The following is a 23,331-nucleotide window of genomic DNA, read 5'->3' on the forward strand; positions in this document are numbered from 1 at the left end:
GCCGACCGGCAGCCCGCCGCGGGTGCGGCCGGCGCCCCCGCCGCCCCGGTACGGCAACTGCGCGTGGCGCGCGGACCACTGGAGGCCCGCGGCCCCCGGCTGCTCCAGAGGCTGCCGGGCCTCGGCCCCAGAACGCTGGCCGAGGTGCCGGCGGGCGCCCGCCAGATCGTCGTGGTGACGGGAAAGGGCATCGACTCCGCGCGCTCCGACCTGGCCGTCTACCGGCACACGGCGGCGGGCTGGGCCGCCGACGCCGACTGGACGGCGCGCAACGCGCTCAACGGCTGGACGCGCCGCCACTACGACGACGACCTGCGCTCGCCGATCGGCGTCTTCGGGCTCACCGACGCGGGCGGCAGGATGCCCGACCCCGGCACGAAGCTGCCCTACGACCAGTCGCCCGACTTCGCCACGCAGGGCATCGGCTTCGAGGGCGAGTCGCTCGCGCACTCGTTCGACTACGTCGTGGCGATCAACTACAACCGCGAGGCGGGCGTCTCGCCGCTGGACCTCACCCGCCCGCTGGGTGAGGCGAGGGGCGGCGGCATCTGGTTCCACGTCGACCACGGTGGCCCCACGCACGGCTGCGTCTCCCTGTCCGAGGACCACATGAAGGCGCTGCTGCGGATGCTCGACCCGCGGCTCCACCCGGTGGTCGTCATGGGCGACGCGGCCTCGCTGTCGCACTGACGCACTGACGCACTGACGCGCCGACGCGCCGAGGTGCCGCCGCGCCGACGCGGGCCGGCACGCGCCGCGAGGCCGCTCGCTCGCGCGGTCGCTCTCGCGGTCACAGCCAGCCGCGGTCCCCGGCCATGCGGGCGGCGGTGTGGCGGTTCTCCGCGCCGAGCTTGGCCGCGGCCGAGGAGAGGTAGTTGCGTACGGTGCCGGGCGCGAGCGACGCGCGCGCGGCGATCTCGGCGATGGGCGCGCCGTCGGCGGCGAGCGCGAGGAGCTCCGCCTCGCGTGCGGTGAGGGGCGAGTCGCCCGCGCTGATCGCGTCCGCGGCCAGCTCGGGATCGACGTAGCGGGTCCCGGCGTGGACGAGGCGGATGAGCTCCGCCAGCCGCTGCGCGGAGACCGTCTTCGGCAGGAAGCCGCGCACGCCCGCGGCGAGCGCCTGCTTGAGGGCAGCGGGGCGGCCGTGGCTGGTGACGATCATGACCGCGCATCCGGGCAGCAGCGTCCGCAGCTCCGCGGCGACGGAGATCCCGTCGCGCACCGGCATGTTCAGGTCCACGACGGCTACGTCCGGCCGGTGCGCCCTGGCCATCGCGAGGGCCTCGTCCCCTTCGGCGGCTTCCGCGACGACCTCCAGGTCGTCCTCCAGGGCGAGCAGCGCGGCCAGCGCGCCGCGGATGAGGTGCTCGTCGTCGGCGAGCAGCACGCGCAGGGTCATCGTTCCTCCTGGCGGGGCACGGACGCGGTGAGGACGAACGTGCCGTCCTGCGCCCGGGTGGTGAGGGTGCCGCCGAGCGCGGTGAGCCGCTCCCGTAGCCCGGCGAGGCCGCTGCCTCCGGGTGCGGGCGAGGGGCCGATGCCGTCCCCAGGGCCGCGGACCCCGTTGTTGGCGACGGTGAGCACGGCCTCCTGCGCCGCCACCCGCAGGCGGATCTCGCAGCCTGCGGCGTCCGCGTGGCGCAGCACGTTGGTGGTGGCCTCGCGGACCACCCAGCCGAGCGCCGTCTGCACGGACGGTGCGAGGGAGGCGGCGGAGCCGTCGCCGTCCGCCCCCGCCGCCTCCGCCGTGTCGATGGCGCAGTCGATGCCGGCGGACTCCAGCATGGAGCGGGCGCCGGCGAGTTCGGCGGCGAGGTCCGCCTCGCGGTAGCCGCGTACGACGGCGCGGATCTCGCTCTGCGCGTCGCGGGCGATGCGCTGCACCGCCTCCATCTGCCCGGCCGCCTCGTCCGTGGCGCCGCGCCGGGTCAGCCGGGCCGCCAGCTCGCTCTGCAGCGCCATGACGGACAGGTTGCGGCCCATCACGTCGTGCAGGTCGCGGGCGAAGCGCAGCCGCTCCTCGGCCACCGCGAGCCGCGCGCGGGTGTCGCGTGCGTCGAGCAGCTCCCACATGATCTGCGTCATCCAGCCGGAGATCCGGCCGAAGAGCACCATCGCCCAGCCGATCCACACCGCGCTCACGGCGTTGACGATCACCACGACCGCCGGAAGACCGGCGGCCAGGCTCGCGGCCGTCACCACCAGGGTGGCCACCGCGACGAGACCGGCGATCCTGAGCAGTGGAAGCGCTCGTACGGTGAGTACCGCCACGGGGGTGACGACGCTGCCGACGGCGACGACGAACCCGGCCGCCCGGCTCTCGACCGGGACGACGGACTCCCCGTGGAGCACCAGCGCGAGGACGGCGGCGGCCGTCACGACCGTCGCGGCCACGAGGACCGTGGGACGGGCGCGCCGGCCCATCGCCCAGTGCAGCGCCCGCGACGAGGACAGGCCGCCGAGCACGCCGTGTGCGACGAGCAGCAGCACCACCGCGGCGACGGCCGCCGGCGCACCGATACCGCTCGTCGCGGTGGGGACGGCCCCACCGGCGAACCCGAGGCTGAAGACGTAGAAGCCGCAGTGGGTGAGGAGTTCGAACCGGTCGATCCCCGGCCGCTCGGCCCACCAGTGCAACCCGAGCCCCGAGCCCGCCGCGCGGCCGGCCGGCCCGGCGCCCGGCGTACGGTCCGGCATGGTGTCTCCCGTTCAGCGTCGCATACCTGGCGTACCTGACGTACCTGGCGTCAGCCGCGCGGTTCCCACCGGAACCAGCGCCGCACGGCGAACACCGACAGTACCGTCCAGGCCAGCGCCGTCCCCAGCGCGCGCAGCGCCTCGCCCGCGCCCATCCCGCCGACCCAGCCGCCGCGCACCAGATCGGCCACCGGCGTGAGCGGCAGCGCGCGCAGCACCTGGGCGACGCCGTCGGGAAACACCTCGAGCGGCACGGCGACGCCCGAACCCACGAGCGCCACCAGGATCAGCGGCAGCGCCGTCACCTGCGCGCTCTCCACCGTCCGCGTGACGGCCGCGGTCGCGGCGGCCAGCGCCGCCGTCATGACCGTACCGAGCACCACCCCGGCCAGCATCAGGCCGGGACGCTGCGGCAGGCGACCGCCCCACAGGGCCGCTCCGAGCGCCACCAGCAGCGCGATCTGCACCACGGCGATCGCCGCCGCGGGCACGGCGGTGGCTCCCAGGATCTCGGCGTCCCGCACCTCGCCGGTGCGCAGCCGCTTCAGGACGAGCTCCTCGCGCCGGCTCACGTACGCGGCGACGAGCGTCGTGTACACCACCAGCGTCAGCACCATCACGACCCCGCCCGTCAGCAGCAGCTCGCCCTGGCTGAGACCGGTCTTCGCGGTCGCGCCCGACCGGTCGAGCGAGGTCTTCGCCACGCCGATCATCGCCGGGGGCAGGGCGAGCGCGGTGAACAGCGCCGTGCGGTTGCGCACCAGCAGCGTCACCTCGGCGCGCGCGAGGGCGGCCGTACGGCTCACGGCCGTCGTGCTCCTCGTGACTGTCGTGCTCATCGGGCCGCCACCTCCGCCGTGTCGTGTGCCGCCGTGTCGTGCGTCGCTGTGTCGTGTGCCGCCGTGTCGCGCGCCGTCGCGGTGCCGTGGTGCGGGCCGCCGCCGGCGATCTCGAGGAAGGCCTCTTCGAGCGAGGCCGTACGGGCGTCGAGGCCGCCGAGACGCACGTCGTGCTCGCGCGCCCACAGCAACAGGCCGGTGAGGGTGCCCTGCAGGTCGTGCGTGGCGACCCGTACGTCGTGCCCATCGCCGCGCGCGCCCAGCTCGGCCGGGAGCTGCCAGCGCGCGGTCCCTTCCGGAAGGCGGAAACGGATCCGCGAGGGACGCTGCGCCGTCACCTCCCGCGGCGTGCCGGCGACGGCGATCCGCCCCTCGTGCATGATGGCCAGCCGGTCGGCCAGTGCCTCGGCCTCCTCCAGGTAGTGCGTGGTCAGCAGGACGGTCGTGCCCTGTGCCAGCAGGCCGCGGACGACCTCCCAGGTCGCCCGTCGTGCCTCGGCGTCCATGCCGGTGGTGGGCTCGTCGAGGAACAGCACCTGAGGACGGCCGAGCACCGCGAGCGCCAGGTCGAGCCGCCGCCGCTCCCCGCCGGACAGTTGCTTCACCCGCACCCCGGCGCGCCCCGCAAGGCCCACGGTCTCCAGCGCCTCCCCGACCGGACGGGCGGCGCTGGTGCAGCCCGCCCACATCCGCGCGGTCTCCTCCGCGGTCAGGTCGGAGGGGAACCCGCCCTCCTGCAACATGATGCCGATGCGCGGGCGCACGGCGCCCCGGTCGGTGTAGGGATCCTTGCCCAGTACGCGCACGGTCCCGCGGGTGGCCCGGGCGAGGCCCTCAAGGACTTCGAGCGTGGAGGTCTTGCCCGCGCCGTTGGTGCCGAGGAGCGCGAACAACTCGCCCTCCCGCACCTCGAGGTCGAGCCCGCGCACGGCATCGAACCCGGCGTCCCCCGCGGGCCCGTACCTGCGCCACAGGCCGCTTGTGCTGATGGCTGTCTCGGTCATGACTTCAGCATTCCGCCGACGTAGGCCGCCCGGGCGTGCGTCCTGTCATGACCTCGCATGACATCTGTCATCGCACCGGCCTACCCGCCGATCGCCACGCGGGTGGATGCCCCACTTGATCTCGACGTCCTCGCTGTGGCGCGGGTCCCCGGGGTCCTTGAAGTGGCCGAGCAGCCAGCCGTGGTCGAGCGGCGCGTCCACGCCCGCGTTGCCGACGTGGATGGACGGGGCCGCCACTAGCGCCCCGGCCGCGGAGCGTCACCGTGCCCGCTCGGCGTCCCGCCCGTGACCGCTTCCGTCTCGGCGGCGTACAGGAGCGCCGGGTCGAACCCCATGCCGGAGAACTGGCCCGCGAGTTCCAGGGAGAGCACGCCGTGCAGGCGGGTCCAGAAGGTGAGGGCCTGTCGCAGCGCCGAGGGTGCGGCCGGGTGCTCCCCGGCCCAGGCCCGGTGCTCGGCGAGGTGCTCGTCGAGCGCGCGCGCCGGGACCGGGCGCTGCTCCGCGGCGGCGCAGGCGGCGTCGAGGACCATGCCCATGATCTCCTGGCTGATCCGCGTGGTGTCCTCCGGCGCGTGGTAGCCGGGCACGGGCGTGCCGTAGATCAGGAAGTAGCGCTGGGGGTCGTCCAGGGCCCACCGGCGCAGGGCCTGCGCCAGGCCGTCCAGGCCCGCGTCTGCGGCGGCGCGTGCGCGCACGGTGTCGGCCAGGTCGCGATAGGCGTCCCTGATGAGCTCGGTGATCAGCTCGTCGCGGTTGGCGAAGTAGCGGTAGAGGGCCGGCCCGCTCATGCCCATCCGCTTGGCGATCGCGTTGAGGGACAGGGCGGCGGCGCCCGCCGTGCCGATCTGCTCCCAGGCGTGCTTCTTGACCTCGTCCCGCACATGGGCGCGGTACCGCTCCCTCGGCGTTCCCGTGCGCGGCTCCGTCACGAGCTGCCTCCCGATCCTCCGTGGCTGACGCGTTCGTCCTACTGCTTGTTAGAGGCTATCACTCAAGCACTTGCATCTCACTCGCCCAAAGAGTTATAACTTCTAACGAACGCGAATTCCTCTATCGAGAAAGAGGCGAGCCATGAGCAACGAAGGAACCGAGGGCTTCGTCAAGGTCGTACTGCCGGGCATCGTGGCGCCGGAGGGCCTCCAGGTCGTACCGGCGGACGTGCCGGACCCCGGCCCGGGACAGGTCGTGATCGGCATGGAGGCGACCGGCGTCTCGTTCGCCGAACAGCAGATGCGTCGCGGCCGGTACTTCGACCAGCCGCCGTTCCCCTTCGTGCCCGGCTACGACCTGGTGGGCCGCGTGCTGACGACGGGCCCTGGCGTCGACCCCGGCCTGGCCGGCCGGCGGGTGGCCGCCGTGGTGAAGGTCGGCGGATGGGCCAGCCACGTCGTGATCGACGCGGCGGACGCCGTCGAGGTCCCCGACGGCGTCACGGCGGCGGAGGCCGAGACCGTGGTGGTCAACGGCATCACCGCATGGCAGATGCTGTACCGCGGGGCCCGGGTGCGGACAGGGCAGACGATCCTGGTGCACGGCGCCAACGGCGGCGTGGGCTCAGTCCTGGTCCAACTCGCCCGCGCGGCAGGCGTGAAGGTGATCGGCACGGCCTCGCCGCGCCACCACGACGCCCTGCGGGAACTGGGCGTCATCCCGATCGACTACCGCGCGGGCGACGTACCCGCCAGGGTCCGCGAGCTGGCGCCCGGCGGGGTGGACGCCGTCTTCGACCACATCGGCGGACGAAGCGTCGTCGACTCGTGGCACCTGCTGGCCCGCGGCGGCTCCCTCATCTCCTACGGCACCGCGTCCACCCGCGACGACACCGGCTCCAAGCAGTGGCCCGTGCTGAAGATCATCGCCCGCACCCTGCTGTGGAACGCCCTGCCCAACACCCGCCGCGCCCGGTTCTACAACTTCTGGGCCGGTCAGGCGCGCCACAAGGACCGCTTCCGCGCCCGGCTGCGGGCCGACCTCACCGAGGTCTTCGCCGCCCTGCGCCGCGGCGACATCACGGCGCGCATCGCGGCCGAACTGCCGCTGGCGAGCGTGGCGGAGGCGCTGACCCTGGCGGAGTCGGGCACGGTCAGCGGCAAGATCGTCCTCACGCCGTGACGCCGTGACGCCGTGACGCCGTGACGCCGTGACGCCGCGAAGTCGTGACGCCGTGACGCGATGTCTCACGCCGGCACGGCCGCGTGTCAGGCGGTCTTGACGGATCCGCCGTCGATCAGCAGGTCCGTGCCGGACATGCCGGCCGCCAGCGGTGAGGCGAGGTAGGCGACGGCCGAAGCGATCTCGGCCGGCTCCAGCAGGCGGCCGATGGACATGCCCGTCGCCGCCGGGATCTGCGCGAGCAGCTGCTCCTGGGTGACCCCCATGGAGCGGGCCAGCTCCGCGCCGTAGCCGTCCGGGCTCTCCCACAGCGCGGTACGCACCGCGCCGGGCGAGATGGTGTTGACGCGCACGCCCCGCGGCCCGAACTCCTCCGCGAGCGCCTTGCCGAACGCGGTCAGTGCGGCCTTCGCGGTGGTGTAGGGAATGGGCCCGGAATGCGGCATGCGCGCGCCGTTGGACGAGATGTTGACCAGCGCCCCGCGGCGGCGCAGCAGGCTGGGCAGTGCCGCCCGGCTGGTCCGCACGGCGGCCAGGAAGTTCAGGTCGAGCGACTCCTGCCACTGCTCGTCGGTGAAGGAGAGGAAACCGCCGGTCCTGCCCTCTCCGTCGCCGCCGCCGACGTTGTTGACGAGCAGGTCGAGGTCGCCGAGTTCGGCGGTGGCCCGGTCGATCAGCCGGGCGGGGGCCTCGGGGGCCAGCAGGTCCACCGACACGGCCAGGGCGCCGGTGTCCTTCAGCTCGGGAGTGATGGTGCGGGCGGCGGCCACCACGCGGACGCCTTCGGTGGCGAGCGCCTGGACGGTGGCCAGTCCGATGCCGCGGCTCGCGCCGGTGACCACGGCGGTGGTGTTCGTCAGTTGCAGATCCATGAGTGCACTCCTGTCGTGGCAATGGAACCAGTCGCAACTGCAGCGACGCGTCAACGCTAGTAGATGCGACAGAAATGACGCAACTAATCTCAGATCGGCATCCCGGATGTACTGTCTGCTGCATGGAGACGAAGGGGCGCGCGATGCGTGCCGATGCCGAGCGGACGGTGCGCACGATCCTGGAGGCGGCGGAACGCGTGCTGGCCGCCGACTCGGCGGCGACCATGGAGCAGATCGCGGCGGCCGCCGGTGTGGCCCGCACCACCGTGCACCGGCGCTTCGCCACCCGCGAGGCGCTGGTCGAGGCGCTGGTCGCGTGGGCGACCGAGCGGTTCCACCAGGCCGTGGAGGCCGCCCGCCCGCTCACCTCGCCGCCGCTGGTCGCCCTGCACCAGGTGACCGTCAACGTCCTGCAGGTGAAGATCGGCTGGCGCTTCGCGATGAGCCGGCCCGCCGCGTCCGGCTCCGAGGCGGCGTACGAGCACGCCGACATCCTGGCCCAGTGCGATGAGCTCTTCCGCCGCGCGCGGGACGCCGGCCTCGTGGCGTCCGGCACCGACCTGGAGTGGGCGCGCCGTGTCTACTACGCCCTGATCCACGAGGCAGCCGAAGAAGGACGTGAGCTTGTCGACGCCGGCGCGGTCGACCGGCTGGCCGCGCGCGTGGTGGACACACTGCTGCACGGAGTCGGCGCGCAGGCGCAGCCCGGCCCGTCCGGCCTGTCCGGCTCGTCCGGCCCGTCCGGCCCGGGCGCCGGCGGGAGCGCGCGATGACGATCACGTACGAGTGGCGGGGCGACTTCGCCAACGCGTCCCTCAACGCCCTGCACGCCGAGGGCTTCGGATCCCCGGTGGAGTCGACCGACTGGCGCTCCCGCGTCGAGCGCCACAGCCTGGGCTGGGTCTGCGCGTGGGACGACGGCTCGCTCATCGGCTTCGTCAACGTCGCGTGGGACGGCGGCGACCACGCCTTCGTCCTGGACACGGTGGTCGCCCGCAGCCACCGCTCACACGGCGTCGGCGCCGCGCTGGTCGCAGCCGCGGCCGAGGGCGCCAGGGCCGCCGGCTGCGAGTGGCTCCACGTCGACTTCGAGGACCACCTGCGCCGGTTCTACGTCGAAGCCTGCGGCTTCCGGCCCACGCCGGCCGGCCTGATCGCCCTCTGACCCGGCCGCCGGGCATCGTGCGGTCAGTCGCTGTAGTGGTAGCGCGCCTTGAGAATCTTCACCTGATTTCTCGCTTGGAAGCCTGGTCCTTCAGGGCCAGGAGGAAAAATGTCCTTGGGCCGGAGCCGCGCAGCGGCGGAGCGCTCTGCGTCCTGCTTGGACGGTGATTTGACGGCTCGTCGGATATGGCCATATGGTGCTTTACGTGAAGATTGTCGCGCAGGTGAAGTTGCTGCCTGCGTCCGCTCATGACGCGGACGCACTGGCGGCGACCCTGCGTGCCTGCAACCGGGCCGCGAACGCGGCTTCCGAGGTGGCTTTCGCCAAGAACCTCAAGCGGCGCAACGGGTTGCAGGATGCCGTGTATCACCAGGTCAAGGCCGACTTCGATCTCGGCGCGCAGGCCGCCGTGCGCACCATCACGAAGGTGTGCGACGCCTACGCGACGCTCAAGGCCAACATCCGGGCCGGGAACTACGGACCGGAAGGCTCCAAGCGCCGGGCCAGGGCCGAAGCCAAGCCGATCGGTTTCCGTGAGGCGTCGGCGCAGCCGTTCGACGACCGGATGCTGACCTGGAACCTCGACCAGAGGTCGGTGTCCATCTGGACGGTGGCCGGGCGGTTGAAGGGCATCCCGTTCGCCTGCTCCGACGAGGCCACGCGGCTCCTGGCTTCCCGCAAGGGGGAGTCCGATCTGGTGCTGCGGGACGGCATGTTCTTCCTGTACGCCACCATCGACATCCCCGAACCCGAAGGCTATGAACCGGACGGTTTCCTCGGCGTGGACCTCGGCATCGTCAACATCGCCACCACCTCGGACGGCCGGATCATGTCCGGCCGGCAGGTCAACCGCTACCGGCAGCGCAAGCGTGATCTGCGGACCAAGCTGCAGAAGAAGCGCACCAAGTCGGCTGCCCGTGCACTCAAGCGCAATCGGCACAAGGAAGCCCGGTACGCCACCCAGCGCAACCACATCATCGCCAAGAAGCTCGTCGCCCACGCTGAACGCACCTCCCGCGGTATCGGTCTGGAGGATTTGACCGGTATCCGGCAGAGGGTCACGGCCAAGAAGGACAAGCGGGCACGACTGCACTCCTGGGCATTCGCCCAACTCGGTACCTTCATCGAGTACAAGGCCCGGCGGGCTGGTGTTCCGGTGGTCCGTGTGGATCCGCGGAACACCTCCCGTCAGTGCTCGGAGTGCCGACACACCCACCGGACCAACCGGGTGACCCAGGCACGGTTCGTGTGCAGGTCCTGCGGGACGGTTCTGCACGCGGACCACAACGGCTCCCGCAACATCGCCCACCGGGCCGATGCCGCGTGGCAGCGGGGCGCAGTCAACCGCCCCAGTACCACATAGCGGTACCGGACGCAGGAGAACACAGTGAGGCTCCACGCCCCACTCTGCCTGCAAGCCCGGCCCTTCAGGGCCGGGTAGTTGACTTCCTTGTCGTCGGCCCGGTACACGAGTCGGTGCTCGTCGTCGATGCGGCGGGACCTGTACCCGGACAGATCCCCTTTGAGTGGTTCGGGCTTGCCCGTACCGGTGAACGGAGTCCGCTGGATCTCCCCGATCAGCCGGGTGATCCGCTTGGCCTTCTTCCGGTCCGCGCCGAGCCAGAAGAGGAAGTCCTCCCACGCGTCCGGATCGAAGTGGACGCTTCTCACGCATCCCCTGCCAGGGATTCGAGCTCATCCATCGGCTTGGCGGCGACGGCGCTGCCCGCCTTGTCCCGAGCCACCGCTTCCATCAGACGCCGAGCGTTGGCCGGCGAACGCAGCAGGTAGATGGTCTCCTGCCACGCGTCGAAGTCGTCGGCGGACATGAGTACGGCGTCCCCGGACTTCGATGCAATCCGCACCGGCTCATGATCGTCATTCACCTGCTGAATGAGGGGGAAGAACCGAGCGCGAGCCTCGCTGGCACTGATGGCCATGGACATCACCTCCACTGGTACCGGTACGTTCCATCCATTTCGGCTGATGGGCGCATGGGCCAAACGGTGCAGCCAGGCCGCACAGAGCGTGCCATCCCGGCCGACGGGCCCATACTCATCGCCGCCAGGCCATGGTCGGCCCCCAGTTCGCCGGCCATGGGTGGTGGTCGATGCCGACGTGCCGTTTGTGCCGGAGACGGCCACCGCGAACGCCCCGACCGCCGCGCTCAGGCCCATCGGCACCAGCCGCACCGCGGTCGGGGTCGGTGTGAGGGCGGCACTAGCGCCGCCTCCTACGTCCGCAGAGCGTCGTAGTCGGGACGCTTCGGCCCAGCATGCGCACTTGGACCACCGTTCAGTTAGAAGCTATCACTTAACTTCTTGTATATTGCTTAGCCAATAGCCTATAACTGTCAACAGGTGCCAGTTGCTCATATCGAGAAGGAGACGCGTCGCGAAGCCGTGACGCCGTGTCCGAAACCACTCGCCAGATGACTTCTCTCGCCGCAACCACCGCCCGATGCCCCGACGCCAGAAGGAACGCCGCCATGAAGCTCCACGCCCCGCGCGCCATGACCACTCTCGTCTGCGCGGTTGCCGCCTCCGCCGCGCTCGGCGCCACCGCCTTCGCGGCGCCGCACGGCGGCCGCCATCACCGGCAGGGGATCGCCGCCGCCTGGGCTGCCGCCTGGAACGGCACCGAGCCCGAGGCACTCGGTGACCTGTTCACCGCTCGTGCCACCTACACCGACCAGGCCATCGGTGTCACCCTCCACGGTCGAAAGGAGATCGCCGGATGGAAGACCCGCACCAACAGCCTCATTGAGAACGCCCACGTCACCGTGCACGCCACCCACCGAGCCGGCCAACACCTCACCATCGAGGCCGTTTACTCCGGACACCTCAAGGGCGCACCCAAGCCCTTCGCCGTGCCGATGGCCACCCTTCTCGAGCTTCACGGCCACCACCTGATCGCGTCGGACCAGGACTACTACAGCCTCAACCAGGTCCTCGCCCAGTCCGGTCTTCCCGCCGACTGGACCCCGCCCGCCGCCTGAGCCCCGCCGGGCCGGGGGTGCGGCGGGACCGGCCAAGGCCGCCCACTTCGCACCGCACTCGCCCCCGGCCCGGGGCGGCGCTCGCAGCAGCCGAGGCGTCACCCGAGGGTCGCCGGAGCTTCCCGGTCGTCCGCACCGCGAAGCGGACGGTGCCTCGCGCGATCGGTTCGCCGCACGCTGGGTCGCGTCGCGTCGCGTCACGTACCGCCGCGGCTGCTGCGCTTGTTGCGTTCCGCGACCTTCGTCCGCAGGGCGTCGTAGTCGGGACACTTCGGCGAGCCACACTCGCACTTGGGCCACTGCAGTGCCTTGCCGGGCGCCGAGTCCTCCCACTCGTCCCACGCGTCCGCCGGCCGTTCGGCGGCTCCTTCGCCCTTCGGCACGATGAGCGTCCCGTCCGTCCCCATGGACTGCGTCAGCTCGGACAGGGCGCGCCGCGCCTCACTCTGTGTCATGGATTCGATGTCCCTCTGTCGTTGGGTGATTACCGTCTGCGTCTCAAGCATCGGTATTCACCGCTACGCTCAATAGGGGGTGAGGGTTGACTTCATGCCTGATCAACGGGAGAGGTGGCGCTGTGCCGTACGCGGACGATCTGGACCCGTCGGACTCCGTACTGTCGTTCTACGTCACGGACTTACGGCGACGCCGCGAAGCGGCGGGGATCTCGCAGCGTGACTTCGCGAGGACGGCGCTGATGGCGCCGTCCCTCCTCAACAAGATCGAGGCGGCGAAGCGCCTGCCGACGAAGGAGTTGTCCGCGCTGGCGGACGAGAAGTTCGGCACGGGGGACCACTTCAGGCGGTTGTGGCCGCTGGTGATCAAGTACGCGTACCCCAGGTGGTTCCGGCCGTACGTCGAGTTGGAGCAGGCGGCGACGATCATCCGCTCGTTCGAAGTGCAGATCGTGCCGGGGCTGTTGCAGACGGAGGACTACGCCCGCGCCGTTCTGGCGCCGGGGCGTTCCAACCCTGACAAGGTGGACGAGCTCGTCAGTGCCCGGCTTGGGAGGCAGGCGATCTTCGACAGGCCCGTTCCGCCGGAGCTTTGGGTCGTCCTGGACGAGAACGTGCTGCGGCGCCGCATGGGTGGCGTTGACACGATGCGTGGTCAACTCGAACGTCTGCTCATTGCTTCGGAGGTTCCCAACATCGTCATTCAGGTTCTCCCGTACGAAGTCGGGGCGCACGCGGGCGTGGACGGCGCCTTTGCAGCCCTTACGATGGACGAGGGACCAGATGTCGTCTACGTGGACGGCTTCCGCCAGGGCCAGATCCTGGCCGAGCCGGAGCACGTCAAGGAGGCATCCCGCACCTACGAACTGCTCTCGGCCGATGCGCTTTCCATCGGCCGGTCAGCCGAGCTGATTGCCGACGTCCTGAAGGAACTCAAACGATGAAGCGCTCACGCGGCCTGGTCGATGTGGTGTGGCGTAAGTCCAGTTACAGCGGCAACAACGGCGGGAACTGCGTCGAGGTGGGCTCCGGGTCGCCCGGTGTCGTGCCCGTTCGGGATTCCAAGCGCCCGCAGGGGCCCGTGCTACTGGCCGGGCGCGATGCGTGGTCGGAGTTCGTCGCATTCGCCGTCAGGGAGCGCTGATGATCACGTGGCGTAAGTCCAGTTACAGCGGCAACAACGGCGGCGACTGCGTCGAGGTGGGCTCCGGGTTGCCCGGTGTCGTGCCCGTGCGGGACTCGAAGCGTCCCGGCGGGGACGTCCTCGTGGTTCCGGCCGCCGCATGGGCGAGGTTCGTGCGGCAGGTTTGATCGGGTGCGCGCTCAGCGCGCCGCCATGCCCGCGTCCAGGAAGATCGGGTTCGTGAACGCGGCCAGCGCGCCCGGCAGCCCGCCGTCGTCCGTGCGCGCCGGGTGGCGGACCTCCGCGCGTACGTAGGTCGCGTACCGCGGTGTCGTCGTCCACTCCACCGTCGCCGCGCCCGACGCGGGGACCGGTGCCGGCGCCGTGAACAGCGTCCCCTGGTCCGTCACGAACCGGACCGTGCAGCCCGCGGCCCCGGTCACGTCCAGGCGCACGGTCACGTCGTCGCCCGGGCGTACGCCCGTCAGCCGCTCCCCGATGCCGGCGTGCCCGCCGCGTCCGCCGGACGCCGTGAAGTCGAGCGACACCTTGGACGACTCCGCCACGTAGCTGTGGCCCCCGCGCAGCCCGGCGAGGATCGCCCGGCGGCTCAACTCGCCCGCCCGCACGACCGTTTGCGGCAGGGCGACGGCGTCGGGGCCCCTGTGCGCGTCGCTGTTGCCCATCGCCGGGGTCCACGCGCGGCCCGAACGCATCGACGTGATCAGGGCGTTGTCCCACTCCGCGAGCGACACCTCGTCGTCCGGCGTGTACGGGCCGTTCCACACCTCGACGGCGTCCGCGTCCGCGAAGCCGAACTTCCAGTTGCAGCCGATGCAGGTCTGGTGCGGGTGCGCGGGCACGACGAGGCCGCCCGCGCGGCGGACGGCGCGCGCGTAGTGGCCGAAGCGGTTGTCGCGGGCGCGGTAGCGCCAGTCCACGAAGGTGCCCGGGTCGGGCGAGAGTGCGAGGACGTGGCCGTTGCGCGTGGTGACCTCTTCGCCGACGAGGACGAGCAGGTCGTCGCCCCACAGGCCGTCCCAGGCCCGGTGCGCGGACGTGGTGTTGTGGTCGCTGCTGTGGATGAAGTCGAGGCCCGCGGCGCGGGCGAGCGCCGCGATCTCGGCGGGGGTGCGCTTGCCGTCGGAGTGCACCGAGTGCAGGTGGCAGTCGCCCCGGTACCAGGCGGGCCCGGACTTCCCAGCCCGCCCCTTCGCGCGCTCCGGCGGGTACACGGGCGCCGTGCCCGGCGACTCGGGACCGTAGGTGAGCGTGATGGTCACCTCGTAGCGGAGCCCCTGCGGCGCCACGGTGTACGGGCCGAGCGCGACGTGCCAGGTGCCGGCGCGCACGCGGCCCTGGAGGTAGCCGGGCGTGGCGTCGTCTGCGCGTACGAAGAACTCCGTCCTCGCGCCACCGGACCAGCCGCGGAATCCGGCGCCGCCGAGCGCCGTGCCGCGCTCGTCGAAGAGGCCGATGTCGAGGGCGTTGCCCTGGGTCCCGGCGGGCACCTTCGGCTTGTCGTACGAGTACGAGACGCGCACTTCGCGGACGCCGCGGGGGACCTCGAAGGGGAGGTACACGAAGTCGGGGGAGCCGGTGGGGAGGGTGCCGGTGACGGTCCTGCCGACCGTCGTGCCGGGCGCCCGGTCCGCGGAGGGCGCGGCGCCGCGCCCGTCGGCCGACGCCTCGCTCGGGAAGGTCACGGTGGCCAACGTAGCCGCCACGGCGGTGGAGGTGGCGGAGGCGAGGAGATGGCGTCGGGTGGGCACGGTGCGCTCCTTCGGGTGCGGGCCGTCCGGCCGACGGCTCTGGTGCGGGTCTCACGGGTCACGCGGGTCTCACGGGTCTCCCGGGAACGATGCCGGGGGACGGGGGTCGGGCGGGTGGCGTCGCGAAGGCGTCGCGGTGGCGACCACGCGAAGAGCACGTGGTGCCCGTGGTAACCGTGGTGCACGCGGTGCGCCGACGGACCCGGCGGCACGCCGACCGGCCTGCCGCCTGCGCGGTGCCATGATGGCCGCCGTCGGCGGGTCTTCGCCGGGGAACGCGCGAATCGCCCGCAGCGCCGCCCCCCAGCCGGCCGACGTGACGGCCCCCCCGCCCGCCGCGCGGCAACCGGTTGGCAGTCCGCGTCCGCGCCCTCTGCCGCGACGGCCGTCCACAGGCCCGGCCCCAGTCCCGGCCCCCGGGACGCGCCGCACCGGTCCCGCCTGCCGCGGCAACCGGTTGCCGGCTCTCGTCCGCGCCGCGCCCTCCGTCGCGACGGCCGTCGTCCACCGGCCCGGTCCCGGCCCTCGGGGCGCGCCGCCTCAGTCCCGGCCGGCGACCGGGCGCCTGCGGCGCACGCGCGCGCCGTACGCGCAGGCCGCACGCCACCCCGTGCGTGCGGCCTGCGCGTACGTATGCTCGTCGGATGACTACGTACGCGCCCGACGGGTCAGGGGCAGGCGACCGGCCCACCGCCGACCGGCCCACCGCCAACTCCATGCGCCGTGCCCTCAAACGCGCCAGGGACGGCGTCGCGCTCGACGCCGCAGAGGCGGCCGTCCTGCTGCGGGCACGCGGCGACGACCTCACCGACCTCGCCGCGTCCGCCGCGCGCGTCCGCGACGCCGGGCTCGAGGCGGCGGGGCGCGCCGGGGTCATCACGTACTCGCGCAAGGTGTTCATCCCGCTCACCCGGCTGTGCCGTGACACGTGCCACTACTGCACCTTCGTCACCGTGCCCGGCAAGCTGCGCCGCGCGGGCCACTCGATGTTCCTCTCGCCCGACGAGGTCCTCGCGATCGCCCGCGAGGGCGCGGCGCTCGGCTGCAAGGAGGCGCTGTTCACGCTCGGCGACAAGCCCGAGGAGCGCTGGCCCGAGGCGCGCGAGTGGCTGGAGGCCGAGGGGTACGACGACACGCTGGCGTACGTGCGCGCCATGGCGGTCCGCGTCCTTGAGGAGACGGGGCTGCTGCCGCACCTCAACCCGGGCGTCATGTCGTGGACGGACCTCCAGCGGCTCAAGCCGGTCGCCCCGTCCATGGGCATGATGCTGGAGACGACCGCGACCCGCCTGTGGTCCGAGCCCGGTGGCCCGCACCACGGCTCGCCCGACAAGGAGCCCGCCGTGCGGCTGCGGGTCCTGGAGGACGCGGGCAGGTCCAACGTGCCGTTCACGACGGGCCTGCTGATCGGCATCGGCGAGACGTACGAGGAGCGCGCCGACGCCCTGTTCGCGCTGCGCCGCACCGCCCGCGCGTACCACGGCATCCAGGAGGTGATCGTGCAGAACTTCCGCGCCAAGCCGGACACGGCGATGCGCGGCATGCCCGACGCCGAACTGGAGGAGCTGGCGGCCGCGATCGCCGTCGCCCGGCACATCCTCGGCCCTTCGGCCCGCATCCAGGCGCCGCCGAACCTGGTGGACGCCGAGTACGCGCTGCTGATCGGCGCGGGCATCGACGACTGGGGCGGTGTCTCGCCGCTGACGCCCGACCACGTCAACCCGGAACGGCCCTGGCCGCAGATCGACGAACTGGCCGCCCGCACGGCGGACTCCGGGTTCCAGTTGCGCGAACGCCTCACGATCTACCCGGAGTTCATCAAGCGCGGCGAGCCGTGGCTCGACCCGCGCCTGCTCCCGCACGTCACCGCGCTCGCCGACCCGGAGACCGGGCTCGCGCGCGAGGACGCCATGCCGGTGGGCCTGCCCTGGCAGGAGCCGGACGAGGCGTTCACCTCAAGCGGGCGCGTCGACCTGCACAGGACCATCGACACCGAGGGCCGCACCTCCGACCGCCGCGACGACTTCGACGCCGTGTACGGGGACTGGGAGGCCCTGCGCGAGGCGGCGGCCCCCGGCATGGCGCCCGAGCGCATCGACACGGACGTGCGCGCCGCGCTGGGGCAGGCCGCCGACGACCCGACGCGGCTGACCGACGACGAGGCGCTCGCCCTCTTCCACGCCGACGGGCCGGCACTCGACGCGCTCACCCGCATCGCGGACGAGCTGCGGCGCGACGTGGTCGGCGACGACGTGACGTACATCGTCACCCGCAACATCAACTTCACCAACGTCTGCTACACCGGCTGCCGTTTCTGCGCGTTCGCGCAGCGCCGCACCGACGCCGACGCCTACACCCTGTCGCTCTCGCAGGTCGCCGACCGCGCCGAACAGGCCTGGGAGGTCGGCGCTGTGGAGGTGTGCATGCAGGGCGGCATCCACCCCGACCTGCCCGGCACGGCCTACTTCGACATCGCGCGCGCCGTGAAGGAGCGGGTGCCCGGCATGCATGTGCATGCCTTCTCGCCGATGGAGATCGTCAACGGCGCGTCCCGCACGGGCCTTTCGATCCGCGAGTGGCTGACGGCGGCGAAGGAGGCCGGACTCGGGTCGATCCCCGGGACGGCGGCGGAGATCCTCGACGACGAGGTCCGCTGGATCCTCACGAAGGGCAAGCTGCCGACGGCGACCTGGATCGAGGTCGTCAAGACGGCGCACGAGCTGGGCATCCGGTCGTCGTCGACGATGATGTACGGCCACGTCGACCAGCCGCGCCACTGGCTCGGCCACCTGCGCACACTCGCCGCCATCCAGCAGGAGACCGGCGGCTTCACGGAGTTCGTCACCCTGCCGTTCATCCACACCAACGCACCGGTCTACCTGGCAGGCATCGCGCGCCCCGGCCCGACCGACCGCGACAACCGCGCGGTGACGGCGATGGCGCGGCTGCTGCTGCACCCGCACATCCCGCACATCCAGACCAGCTGGGTGAAGCTGGGCACGGAGGGCGCGGCGGAGATGCTGCGCTCGGGCGCGGACGACCTCGGCGGGACGCTGATGGAGGAGACCATCTCCCGCATGGCCGGGTCCGGTTACGGCTCCTACAAGTCCGTCAAGGACCTGACGGCCATCGCGGAGGCGGCGGGCCGGCCGGTGCGGGCGCGGACGACGCTGTACGGGGAGGTGCCCGAGGAGCGCCTGCGGGCCGCGTCGGCGTCGGACGGCCACCTGCCCGAGCTGCTGCCGCTGGTGGCGGACTGAGCCGGCGCCGTACCGGCGGAGAACCGGCGACGAAGCGGCAACGAACCGGCGCCGAACGGGCCGCGCGGGCCCGCCCCGCGGGGGTAGGTTGGCGCTTCGCGGTCGGCCCCGGCGGGCCGGCGGCCCGACGGGCAGGTGTGTGTGGGGAGTGACGCGTGAGCGCGGTGTGGGGCCGGGCCGAGCAGCAGGACTTCCGCAGCCGTGTGCGCGGCTGCCTGCTGGGCGGCGCCATCGGTGACGCGCTGGGCGCCGGCGCCCAGCGCGCGCAGCCCCGTGACGAGCCGGTGCCCGGCGCGGTGGCGGCGCCCGGCTCGGTGGCCGCGCCCGGCTCGGTGACGTGGGCGACGCAGCTGACCCTCTTCACGGTGGACGGCCTGATCCGCGCACAGGTGCGCAGGGACACCGGCCAGTGGCACCCCCCGACGGACGTGCACCGCGCCCACCGCAGGTGGTTCGCGACCCAGCGCGACTGGGGCCCCGACGAGCGCCGCGCCGACAACGGCTGGCTGGCCATGCAGGAGTGGCTGTACGCGCGGCGCGACCCGCCGAGGCCACTGCTGCTCGGCCTCGGTGACGAGGTGATGGGCACGCGCGAGACGCCCAAGAACCCCCGGGCGCACGACGCGGGCGCCGTGCTGCGGTCGGCGCCGTTCGGGCTGCTGGTGGGGTGGGAGCCCGACCTCGTGGGCCTGCTCGCGGGGGAGTGTGCGGTGCACACGCACGGGGACCCCGCCGCCTGCCTCTCGGCGTCCGCCTACGCGGTCATCGTGCACGGGCTCGTGCGCGGCGCGCCGCTGGCGGCCGCGGTGCAGGGCGCGCTCGCGGTGCTGGAGCCCGAGCCGGGCCACGAGCCGGTGGCCCGCGCGCTGGGCGAGGCGCTGGGCAGCGTACGGCTCGGCGCGCCGGACGCGGAGCGCGTCGCGTCACTCGGCGCGGCGGGCGGGGCGCAGGACGCGCTCGCCGCGGCGGTGTACTGCGCGCTCGTCGCGGAGGACGTACGGCACGGGCTTTCCCTCGCGACGGCGGGCCCGACAGCCGCGTCCGCGCCCTCGCTGTGCGGGGCGCTGCTCGGCGCCTGGCACGGCGAGACGGCGCTCCCGCCGGCGTGGCTCGCCGAACTGGAGGGCAGGGCCACGATCCTCGAACTCGCCGACGACTTCGCGATGGAACTCACCCAGCCCCAGGCCCTGCACGGCGAGGGCACACGGGCCGACGCGTGGCTGCGCCGGTACCCGTGTGCCTGAACGCGTGAGCCTGAGCAGTGTGTTCAGGCCGTCGGGCGGAGATGAATGGCCTCCTCTTGACAGAGCCGTGTAGCAGTTAGTGCTCCATGTCCTGTCTGGACGTAATTTGATGTGACGTCAGGTTTAGTCCTAGAGTGCATTACGTGAAGATTGTCGCGCAGGTCAAGTTGTTGCCTGCGTCCGCTCATGACGCGGACGCACTGGCGGCGACCCTGCGTGCCTGCAACCGGGCCGCGAACCACGCGTCCGAAGTGGCGTTCGCGAGAGACCTCAAGCGGCGCAACGGGTTGCAGGATGCCGTGTATCACGGGATCAAGGCCGACTTCGATCTCGGTGCGCAGGCCGCTGTGCGTACGGTGAAGAAGGTGTGCGATGCCTACGCCACGCTCAAGGCCAACATCCGGGCTGGGAGCCACGGGCCTGAGGGTTCCAAGCGCCGGGCCAGTGTCGCGTCGAAGCCGATCAGTTTCCGTGAGGATGCGGCGCAGCCGTTCGACGACCGGATGCTGACCTGGAACCTCGACCAGAAGTCGGTGTCCATCTGGACTCTCGCCGGGCGCCTAAAAGGCATCCCGTTCGTCTGCTCCGACGAGGCCAGGAAGCTGCTGGCCTCCCGCAAGGGCGAATCCGATCTGGTGATGCGGGACGGCGTGTTCTTCCTGTACGCCACCGTCGACATCCCAGAGCCCAAGGTGTTCGAGCCGACCGGCTTCCTCGGCGTGGACCTGGGAATCGTCAACATCGCCACCACCTCGGACGGTCGGATCATGTCCGGCCGCCAGGTCAACCGCTACCGGCAGCGCAAGCGTGATCTGCGTACCAAGTTGCAGAAGAAGCGCACCAAGTCGGCTGCCCGTGCGCTCAAGCGCAACCGGCGCAAGGAAGCCCGGTACGCCACCCAGCGCAACCACATCATCGCCAAGAAGCTCGTCGCCCACGCTGAACGCACCTCCCGGGGTATCGGTCTGGAAGATCTGACCGGTATCCGGCAGAGGGTTACGGCCAAGAAGGACCAGCGGGCACGGCTGCACTCCTGGGCGTTCGCCCAGCTCGGTACCTTTATCGAGTACAAGGCCAAGCGGGCTGGTGTTCCTGTGGTCCGTGTGGATCCGAGGAACACCTCCCGTCAGTGCTCGGAGTGCTGGCACACCCACCGATCGAACCGGGTGACTCAGGCGCGGTTCGTGTGCAGGACCTGCGGGACGGTTTTGCATGCGGACCACAACGGCTCCCGCAACATCGCCCACCGGGCCGATGCTGTGTGGCAGCGGGGCGCAGTCAACCGCCCCAGTACCGCATAGCGGTACCGGACGCAGGAGGCCACAGTGAGACCTCACGTCCCACTCTGCCTGCAAACCCAGCCACGTCAAGGCCGGGTAGTTGACGTCGTAGCGGTCCTTGGGGCGCCCAGCGGTGACGCCACGTGGAGCCTGCCGCGCAACCGGTTCAGCCGGGGCGCGAAGAGCCGGATACCGATGGCGACGCCCACGGCGATCGGCAGGGACCACGTCCAGAACGACGTGACGCCGTACGTGTACGCGATGCCGGCGTACCCGGTGAACATCACCGCGCTGTAGCCGGACATGTGGTGGGAGATGCCCGAGAGCCACCAGGGCATCTTGCCGCCGGCGGTGAAGAAGTCGCTGACATTGCCCACGCGTTGGTGCGACCACACACCGATCGCGATCATCACGGCGAAGTACGCGATGAGCACGACCCAGTCGAGGCTGTTCATGTGCCCCCTCCAGGGGTCCGCCTTGTGAACGTCCGGTGCTCTCTGCCGGGCGTGGGCGGTGCCGGCGCTGAGTGCCGACCGGGAGACAACCCCCTGCGGGTAAGGGGACTTCGGGGGATTGAACCCTCTGGGGCAGGGCGTGGTCAAGGTCTCCACGGGTCAAGGATGTGAACGCCAGTCAACTAAGCGAACGATTTTGCCATCCCTTGACCAGGTAAAGAGTTGTCATGGTCGTGACGGCCCCCACACGATGGGTGGGCTCTCTGCTGGACTCAATGAGCGGACAAGGGAATCGGCCGGGCGGGATGCGGGTCACGCGCGGCCGGCGCGAGGAAGGAGGGCGCGGAGGCGCCAGAGAGAAGGCGCGGAAGGAAGGCGGGCGGATCGGTGAGGCGCGTGTCCGGGCGCGGGCGCGGCCGAGCCCCCTCGGCCAGGACGGCGGACCGGTCGAGAGGGCTCTGAAGGTGGTGCGTGTCGTGCGGTGTCGGTCGGACGGGTCAGAACCCGCCGCCGTTCACCTCGGTCACGAACGACGTCCACGACGCGGGGGAGAAGGCGATCGAGGGGCCCTCGGGGGCCTTCGAGTCCCGCACGTCGACCGCCAGGACCTGGGGGGACCTGACCTCGACGCATGCGCCGTTTCCGCCGGAGTACGAGGACTTGGTCCACGTGTCCGTAGCGCCCTGAAGGATTGCCATCTTCTTCACTCCGGTTCGGCAAGTGGTGTGAAAACACGCCAACTTTCTGCTGGCAAGATCGACGCTACTCGCCTCGCTCCCCGGCCGGGGGAGCCGTTCACCCATTCGGGTGGCATATACCAGGTGAGTCTTCCGGGTGAGCGGTTGCGAGGTGTACCGTGCCTGCCACCATGATCAACACCCGTCTGTGACCGGCTACTTGGCGTACTCCTTCGCGATTCCCGCGATGAAGTCCCTGGTCTGCTCGACGTTGAGCGCCTGGGCGCGCAGGTGCTCGTACATCACGCTGTAGCGCTGCACGTCGTTGGCCTTCTCCAGGTACAGGTCGCTCGTCACGCCCTCGATGTAGACGACGCTGGAGTCGGAGGCGTCCGGGAACTCGAGGATCGCGTAGTGGCCGCTGATGCCGGGGTGCGCGCCCATGTCGAACGGCAGCACCTGCACGGTGACATGCGGCAGCCGGGACTGCTCGACGAGGTGCTCGAGCTGCTCCCGCATCATGTGCCGGCCGCCGACGACGCGGCGCAGCGCCGACTCGTCGACCACGGCCCACAGCCGCAGCGGGCTCTCGTTGTCCTTGATCCGGTCCTGCCTGCGCATGCGCACGCCGACGCGCTTGTCCACGTCCGACTTCGCGTACTCGGGCAGCGCGCCCGCGACGAGCGCCTCCGCGTACTGCGGCGTCTGCAGGAGCCCGGGCACCACCTGGGGCTCGTAGACGCGCAGCGAGGCCGCGTCCGTCTCCAGGCCGATGTAGACGCTGTACGGGATGTCGCCGAAGGCGTGCCACCATCCTTGCTGCCGCGAATCCTTCGCCATCTGCATCAGCGAATCCACGACGCGGCGGTCCTCGACCTCGTACACCCCGCACAGGTCGCGCACGTCCCGCTGGCTGATCGACCGGCGCCCGTTCTCCAGGCGGCTGATCTTGGACTGCGAGACCAGCAGCCGCTCCGCCACCTCCTCGGCCGTCATGCCCTTCTGCTCGCGGAGCCTGCGCAGCTCCTGGCCCAATCGGCGTCGCCTTACGGTGGGGTTGACGTTGGACGCCACGGGGACTTGCACCTCCGGGTGGTGGGGCGTGCGCGTGCAGCGGTAGCTGTACGTATCTACTGCTCAGCAGATTGCCATCGATGGGCGGGACCGCGCTGGAAAACGGCGATACAGGCCCGGGGGCCTGTGCGGCCGCCTGGGCGCCCGCACGCGCGTGCGGGGCAGTCCGACGTATCCGGACTGCCCCGCACGTACGTCACGGCTCCCGAGCGGCCCTAGTGGACCACCGCGCGGGCCATGCTGCCGCCGCGATGCGGCTGCGCCGGCACGCCTCCCGGACGGCCGCCCGCCGGCGTGCCCGCGG

At 71.7% G+C, this 23,331-nt stretch carries 23 protein-coding genes and 3 pseudogenes; 12 read left to right on the forward strand and 14 right to left on the reverse strand.

From position 1 onward, the window contains the following. Positions 1–690: L,D-transpeptidase family protein (locus tag JFN87_RS23060; protein ID WP_209342853.1), on the forward strand; the 690-nt coding region annotated here is incomplete at its 5' end. Positions 691–790: 100 nt separating this feature from the next. Here the strand turns inward: JFN87_RS23060 and JFN87_RS23065 are convergent. The 6 genes and pseudogenes from JFN87_RS23065 to JFN87_RS23085 form a co-directional block, all read right to left on the reverse strand. Continuing rightward, positions 791–1,399, reverse strand: a complete 609-nt coding sequence (locus tag JFN87_RS23065) for a response regulator transcription factor (RefSeq protein WP_209342854.1) — start codon at positions 1,397–1,399, stop codon at positions 791–793. Beyond that, on the reverse strand, positions 1,396–2,697 hold the full coding sequence (locus tag JFN87_RS23070) for a sensor histidine kinase (protein ID WP_209342856.1): 1,302 nt from the start codon (positions 2,695–2,697) through the stop codon (positions 1,396–1,398). The genes JFN87_RS23065 and JFN87_RS23070 overlap by 4 nt, the downstream gene beginning before the upstream one ends. A 50-nt stretch (positions 2,698–2,747) precedes the next feature. Continuing rightward, a complete protein-coding gene (locus JFN87_RS23075; RefSeq protein ID WP_209342858.1) occupies positions 2,748–3,536 on the reverse strand; it encodes an ABC transporter permease in 789 nt (262 codons plus the stop codon). Beyond that, the gene (locus JFN87_RS23080; protein WP_209342860.1) at positions 3,533–4,540 is read right to left on the reverse strand and encodes an ABC transporter ATP-binding protein; all 1,008 of its coding nucleotides are present in this window, start codon (positions 4,538–4,540) and stop codon (positions 3,533–3,535) included. The genes JFN87_RS23075 and JFN87_RS23080 overlap by 4 nt, the downstream gene beginning before the upstream one ends. Before the next feature lie 84 nt (positions 4,541–4,624). Next, positions 4,625–4,777, reverse strand: a pseudogene (locus tag JFN87_RS33805) (signal peptidase I); the annotation flags it as partial. Continuing rightward, positions 4,777–5,469: a TetR/AcrR family transcriptional regulator gene (locus JFN87_RS23085; RefSeq protein ID WP_209342865.1), complete on the reverse strand. Its 693-nt coding sequence runs from the start codon at positions 5,467–5,469 to the stop codon at positions 4,777–4,779. The gene JFN87_RS23085 and the pseudogene JFN87_RS33805, both read right to left, overlap by 1 nt. 142 nt (positions 5,470–5,611) lie before the next feature. On the opposite strand from JFN87_RS23085, the gene JFN87_RS23090 reads away from it, so the two are divergent. Further along, positions 5,612–6,652, forward strand: a complete 1,041-nt coding sequence (locus JFN87_RS23090; protein WP_209342867.1) for a medium chain dehydrogenase/reductase family protein — start codon at positions 5,612–5,614, stop codon at positions 6,650–6,652. A gap of 86 nt (positions 6,653–6,738) precedes the next feature. Here the strand turns inward: JFN87_RS23090 and JFN87_RS23095 are convergent, their stop codons facing one another. After that, on the reverse strand, positions 6,739–7,524 hold the full coding sequence (locus JFN87_RS23095; protein ID WP_209342869.1) for an SDR family NAD(P)-dependent oxidoreductase: 786 nt from the start codon (positions 7,522–7,524) through the stop codon (positions 6,739–6,741). 122 nt (positions 7,525–7,646) lie between these two features. On the opposite strand from JFN87_RS23095, the gene JFN87_RS23100 reads away from it, so the two are divergent. The 3 genes from JFN87_RS23100 (at position 7,647) to JFN87_RS23110 (ending at position 10,052) form a co-directional block, all read left to right on the forward strand. Next, the gene (locus tag JFN87_RS23100) at positions 7,647–8,297 is read left to right on the forward strand and encodes a TetR/AcrR family transcriptional regulator (RefSeq protein ID WP_209342872.1); all 651 of its coding nucleotides are present in this window, start codon (positions 7,647–7,649) and stop codon (positions 8,295–8,297) included. Then, complete coding sequence (locus JFN87_RS23105) at positions 8,294–8,689, forward strand: GNAT family N-acetyltransferase (protein ID WP_209342874.1); 396 nt, start codon at positions 8,294–8,296, stop codon at positions 8,687–8,689. The genes JFN87_RS23100 and JFN87_RS23105 overlap by 4 nt, the downstream gene beginning before the upstream one ends. 205 nt (positions 8,690–8,894) lie before the next feature. Then, positions 8,895–10,052 carry an RNA-guided endonuclease InsQ/TnpB family protein gene (locus tag JFN87_RS23110; RefSeq protein WP_307865568.1) on the forward strand — a complete coding sequence of 386 codons (1,158 nt, stop codon included), beginning with the start codon at positions 8,895–8,897 and terminating at the stop codon, positions 10,050–10,052. A gap of 80 nt (positions 10,053–10,132) precedes the next feature. Here JFN87_RS23110 and JFN87_RS23115 read toward each other — a convergent pair. Continuing rightward, positions 10,133–10,360, reverse strand: a pseudogene (locus tag JFN87_RS23115) (Txe/YoeB family addiction module toxin); the annotation flags it as partial. Then, on the reverse strand, positions 10,357–10,629 hold the full coding sequence (locus tag JFN87_RS23120) for a type II toxin-antitoxin system Phd/YefM family antitoxin (protein WP_209342877.1): 273 nt from the start codon (positions 10,627–10,629) through the stop codon (positions 10,357–10,359). The pseudogene JFN87_RS23115 and the gene JFN87_RS23120, both read right to left, overlap by 4 nt. Before the next feature lie 548 nt (positions 10,630–11,177). Here JFN87_RS23120 and JFN87_RS23125 point away from each other — a divergent pair. Then, the gene (locus tag JFN87_RS23125; protein ID WP_209342878.1) at positions 11,178–11,687 is read left to right on the forward strand and encodes a nuclear transport factor 2 family protein; all 510 of its coding nucleotides are present in this window, start codon (positions 11,178–11,180) and stop codon (positions 11,685–11,687) included. A gap of 197 nt (positions 11,688–11,884) precedes the next feature. Here the strand turns inward: JFN87_RS23125 and JFN87_RS23130 are convergent, their stop codons facing one another. Next, entirely contained in the window at positions 11,885–12,142 is a 258-nt protein-coding gene (locus tag JFN87_RS23130; protein ID WP_209342879.1) for a hypothetical protein, read from the reverse strand. Between the two features lie 122 nt (positions 12,143–12,264). Here JFN87_RS23130 and JFN87_RS23135 point away from each other — a divergent pair, with 122 nt between their 5' ends. Genes JFN87_RS23135 through JFN87_RS23145 form a run of 3 tightly spaced genes read left to right on the forward strand, consistent with a single transcriptional unit; the run spans position 12,265 to position 13,453 of the window. Next, positions 12,265–13,086: a helix-turn-helix domain-containing protein gene (locus tag JFN87_RS23135; protein WP_209342881.1), complete on the forward strand. Its 822-nt coding sequence runs from the start codon at positions 12,265–12,267 to the stop codon at positions 13,084–13,086. After that, a complete protein-coding gene (locus tag JFN87_RS23140) occupies positions 13,083–13,286 on the forward strand; it encodes a DUF397 domain-containing protein (protein WP_209342883.1) in 204 nt (67 codons plus the stop codon). Before JFN87_RS23135 ends, JFN87_RS23140 begins: the two co-directional genes overlap by 4 nt. Continuing rightward, on the forward strand, positions 13,286–13,453 hold the full coding sequence (locus JFN87_RS23145; RefSeq protein ID WP_209342885.1) for a DUF397 domain-containing protein: 168 nt from the start codon (positions 13,286–13,288) through the stop codon (positions 13,451–13,453). The genes JFN87_RS23140 and JFN87_RS23145 overlap by 1 nt, the downstream gene beginning before the upstream one ends. Positions 13,454–13,465: 12 nt before the next feature. Here the strand turns inward: JFN87_RS23145 and JFN87_RS23150 are convergent, their stop codons facing one another. Continuing rightward, positions 13,466–15,037, reverse strand: coding sequence for a CehA/McbA family metallohydrolase (locus JFN87_RS23150; RefSeq protein WP_209342887.1), 1,572 nt, complete (start codon positions 15,035–15,037; stop codon positions 13,466–13,468). A gap of 644 nt (positions 15,038–15,681) precedes the next feature. Between JFN87_RS23150 and JFN87_RS23155 the strand changes: the two genes are divergently transcribed. The 3 genes from JFN87_RS23155 to JFN87_RS23165 all read left to right on the forward strand — a co-directional run bounded on the left by JFN87_RS23155 (position 15,682) and on the right by JFN87_RS23165 (position 20,842). Then, positions 15,682–18,297, forward strand: a complete 2,616-nt coding sequence (locus tag JFN87_RS23155) for a bifunctional FO biosynthesis protein CofGH (RefSeq protein WP_209342888.1) — start codon at positions 15,682–15,684, stop codon at positions 18,295–18,297. Between the two features lie 155 nt (positions 18,298–18,452). Then, complete coding sequence (locus JFN87_RS23160) at positions 18,453–19,541, forward strand: ADP-ribosylglycohydrolase family protein (RefSeq protein ID WP_307865569.1); 1,089 nt, start codon at positions 18,453–18,455, stop codon at positions 19,539–19,541. Between the two features lie 143 nt (positions 19,542–19,684). After that, positions 19,685–20,842 (forward strand): RNA-guided endonuclease InsQ/TnpB family protein, encoded by a 1,158-nt coding sequence (locus JFN87_RS23165; protein ID WP_209342889.1) that lies wholly within the window; start codon positions 19,685–19,687, stop codon positions 20,840–20,842. Between the two features lie 51 nt (positions 20,843–20,893). Here the strand turns inward: JFN87_RS23165 and JFN87_RS23170 are convergent. The 3 genes and pseudogenes from JFN87_RS23170 to JFN87_RS23180 form a co-directional block, all read right to left on the reverse strand. Then, positions 20,894–21,276: pseudogene (locus JFN87_RS23170) on the reverse strand (sodium:solute symporter family transporter); the annotation flags it as partial. Positions 21,277–21,773: 497 nt separating this feature from the next. Further along, positions 21,774–21,974, reverse strand: a complete 201-nt coding sequence (locus tag JFN87_RS23175; RefSeq protein ID WP_030897967.1) for a DUF397 domain-containing protein — start codon at positions 21,972–21,974, stop codon at positions 21,774–21,776. Between the two features lie 195 nt (positions 21,975–22,169). Then, positions 22,170–23,027, reverse strand: coding sequence for a helix-turn-helix domain-containing protein (locus tag JFN87_RS23180; protein WP_209342890.1), 858 nt, complete (start codon positions 23,025–23,027; stop codon positions 22,170–22,172). Positions 23,028–23,331 lie beyond the last annotated feature (304 nt).

Origin of the sequence: Streptomyces montanisoli, assembly GCF_017813245.1 — a bacterium.
GTDB classification, from domain to species: domain Bacteria; phylum Actinomycetota; class Actinomycetes; order Streptomycetales; family Streptomycetaceae; genus Streptomyces; species Streptomyces montanisoli.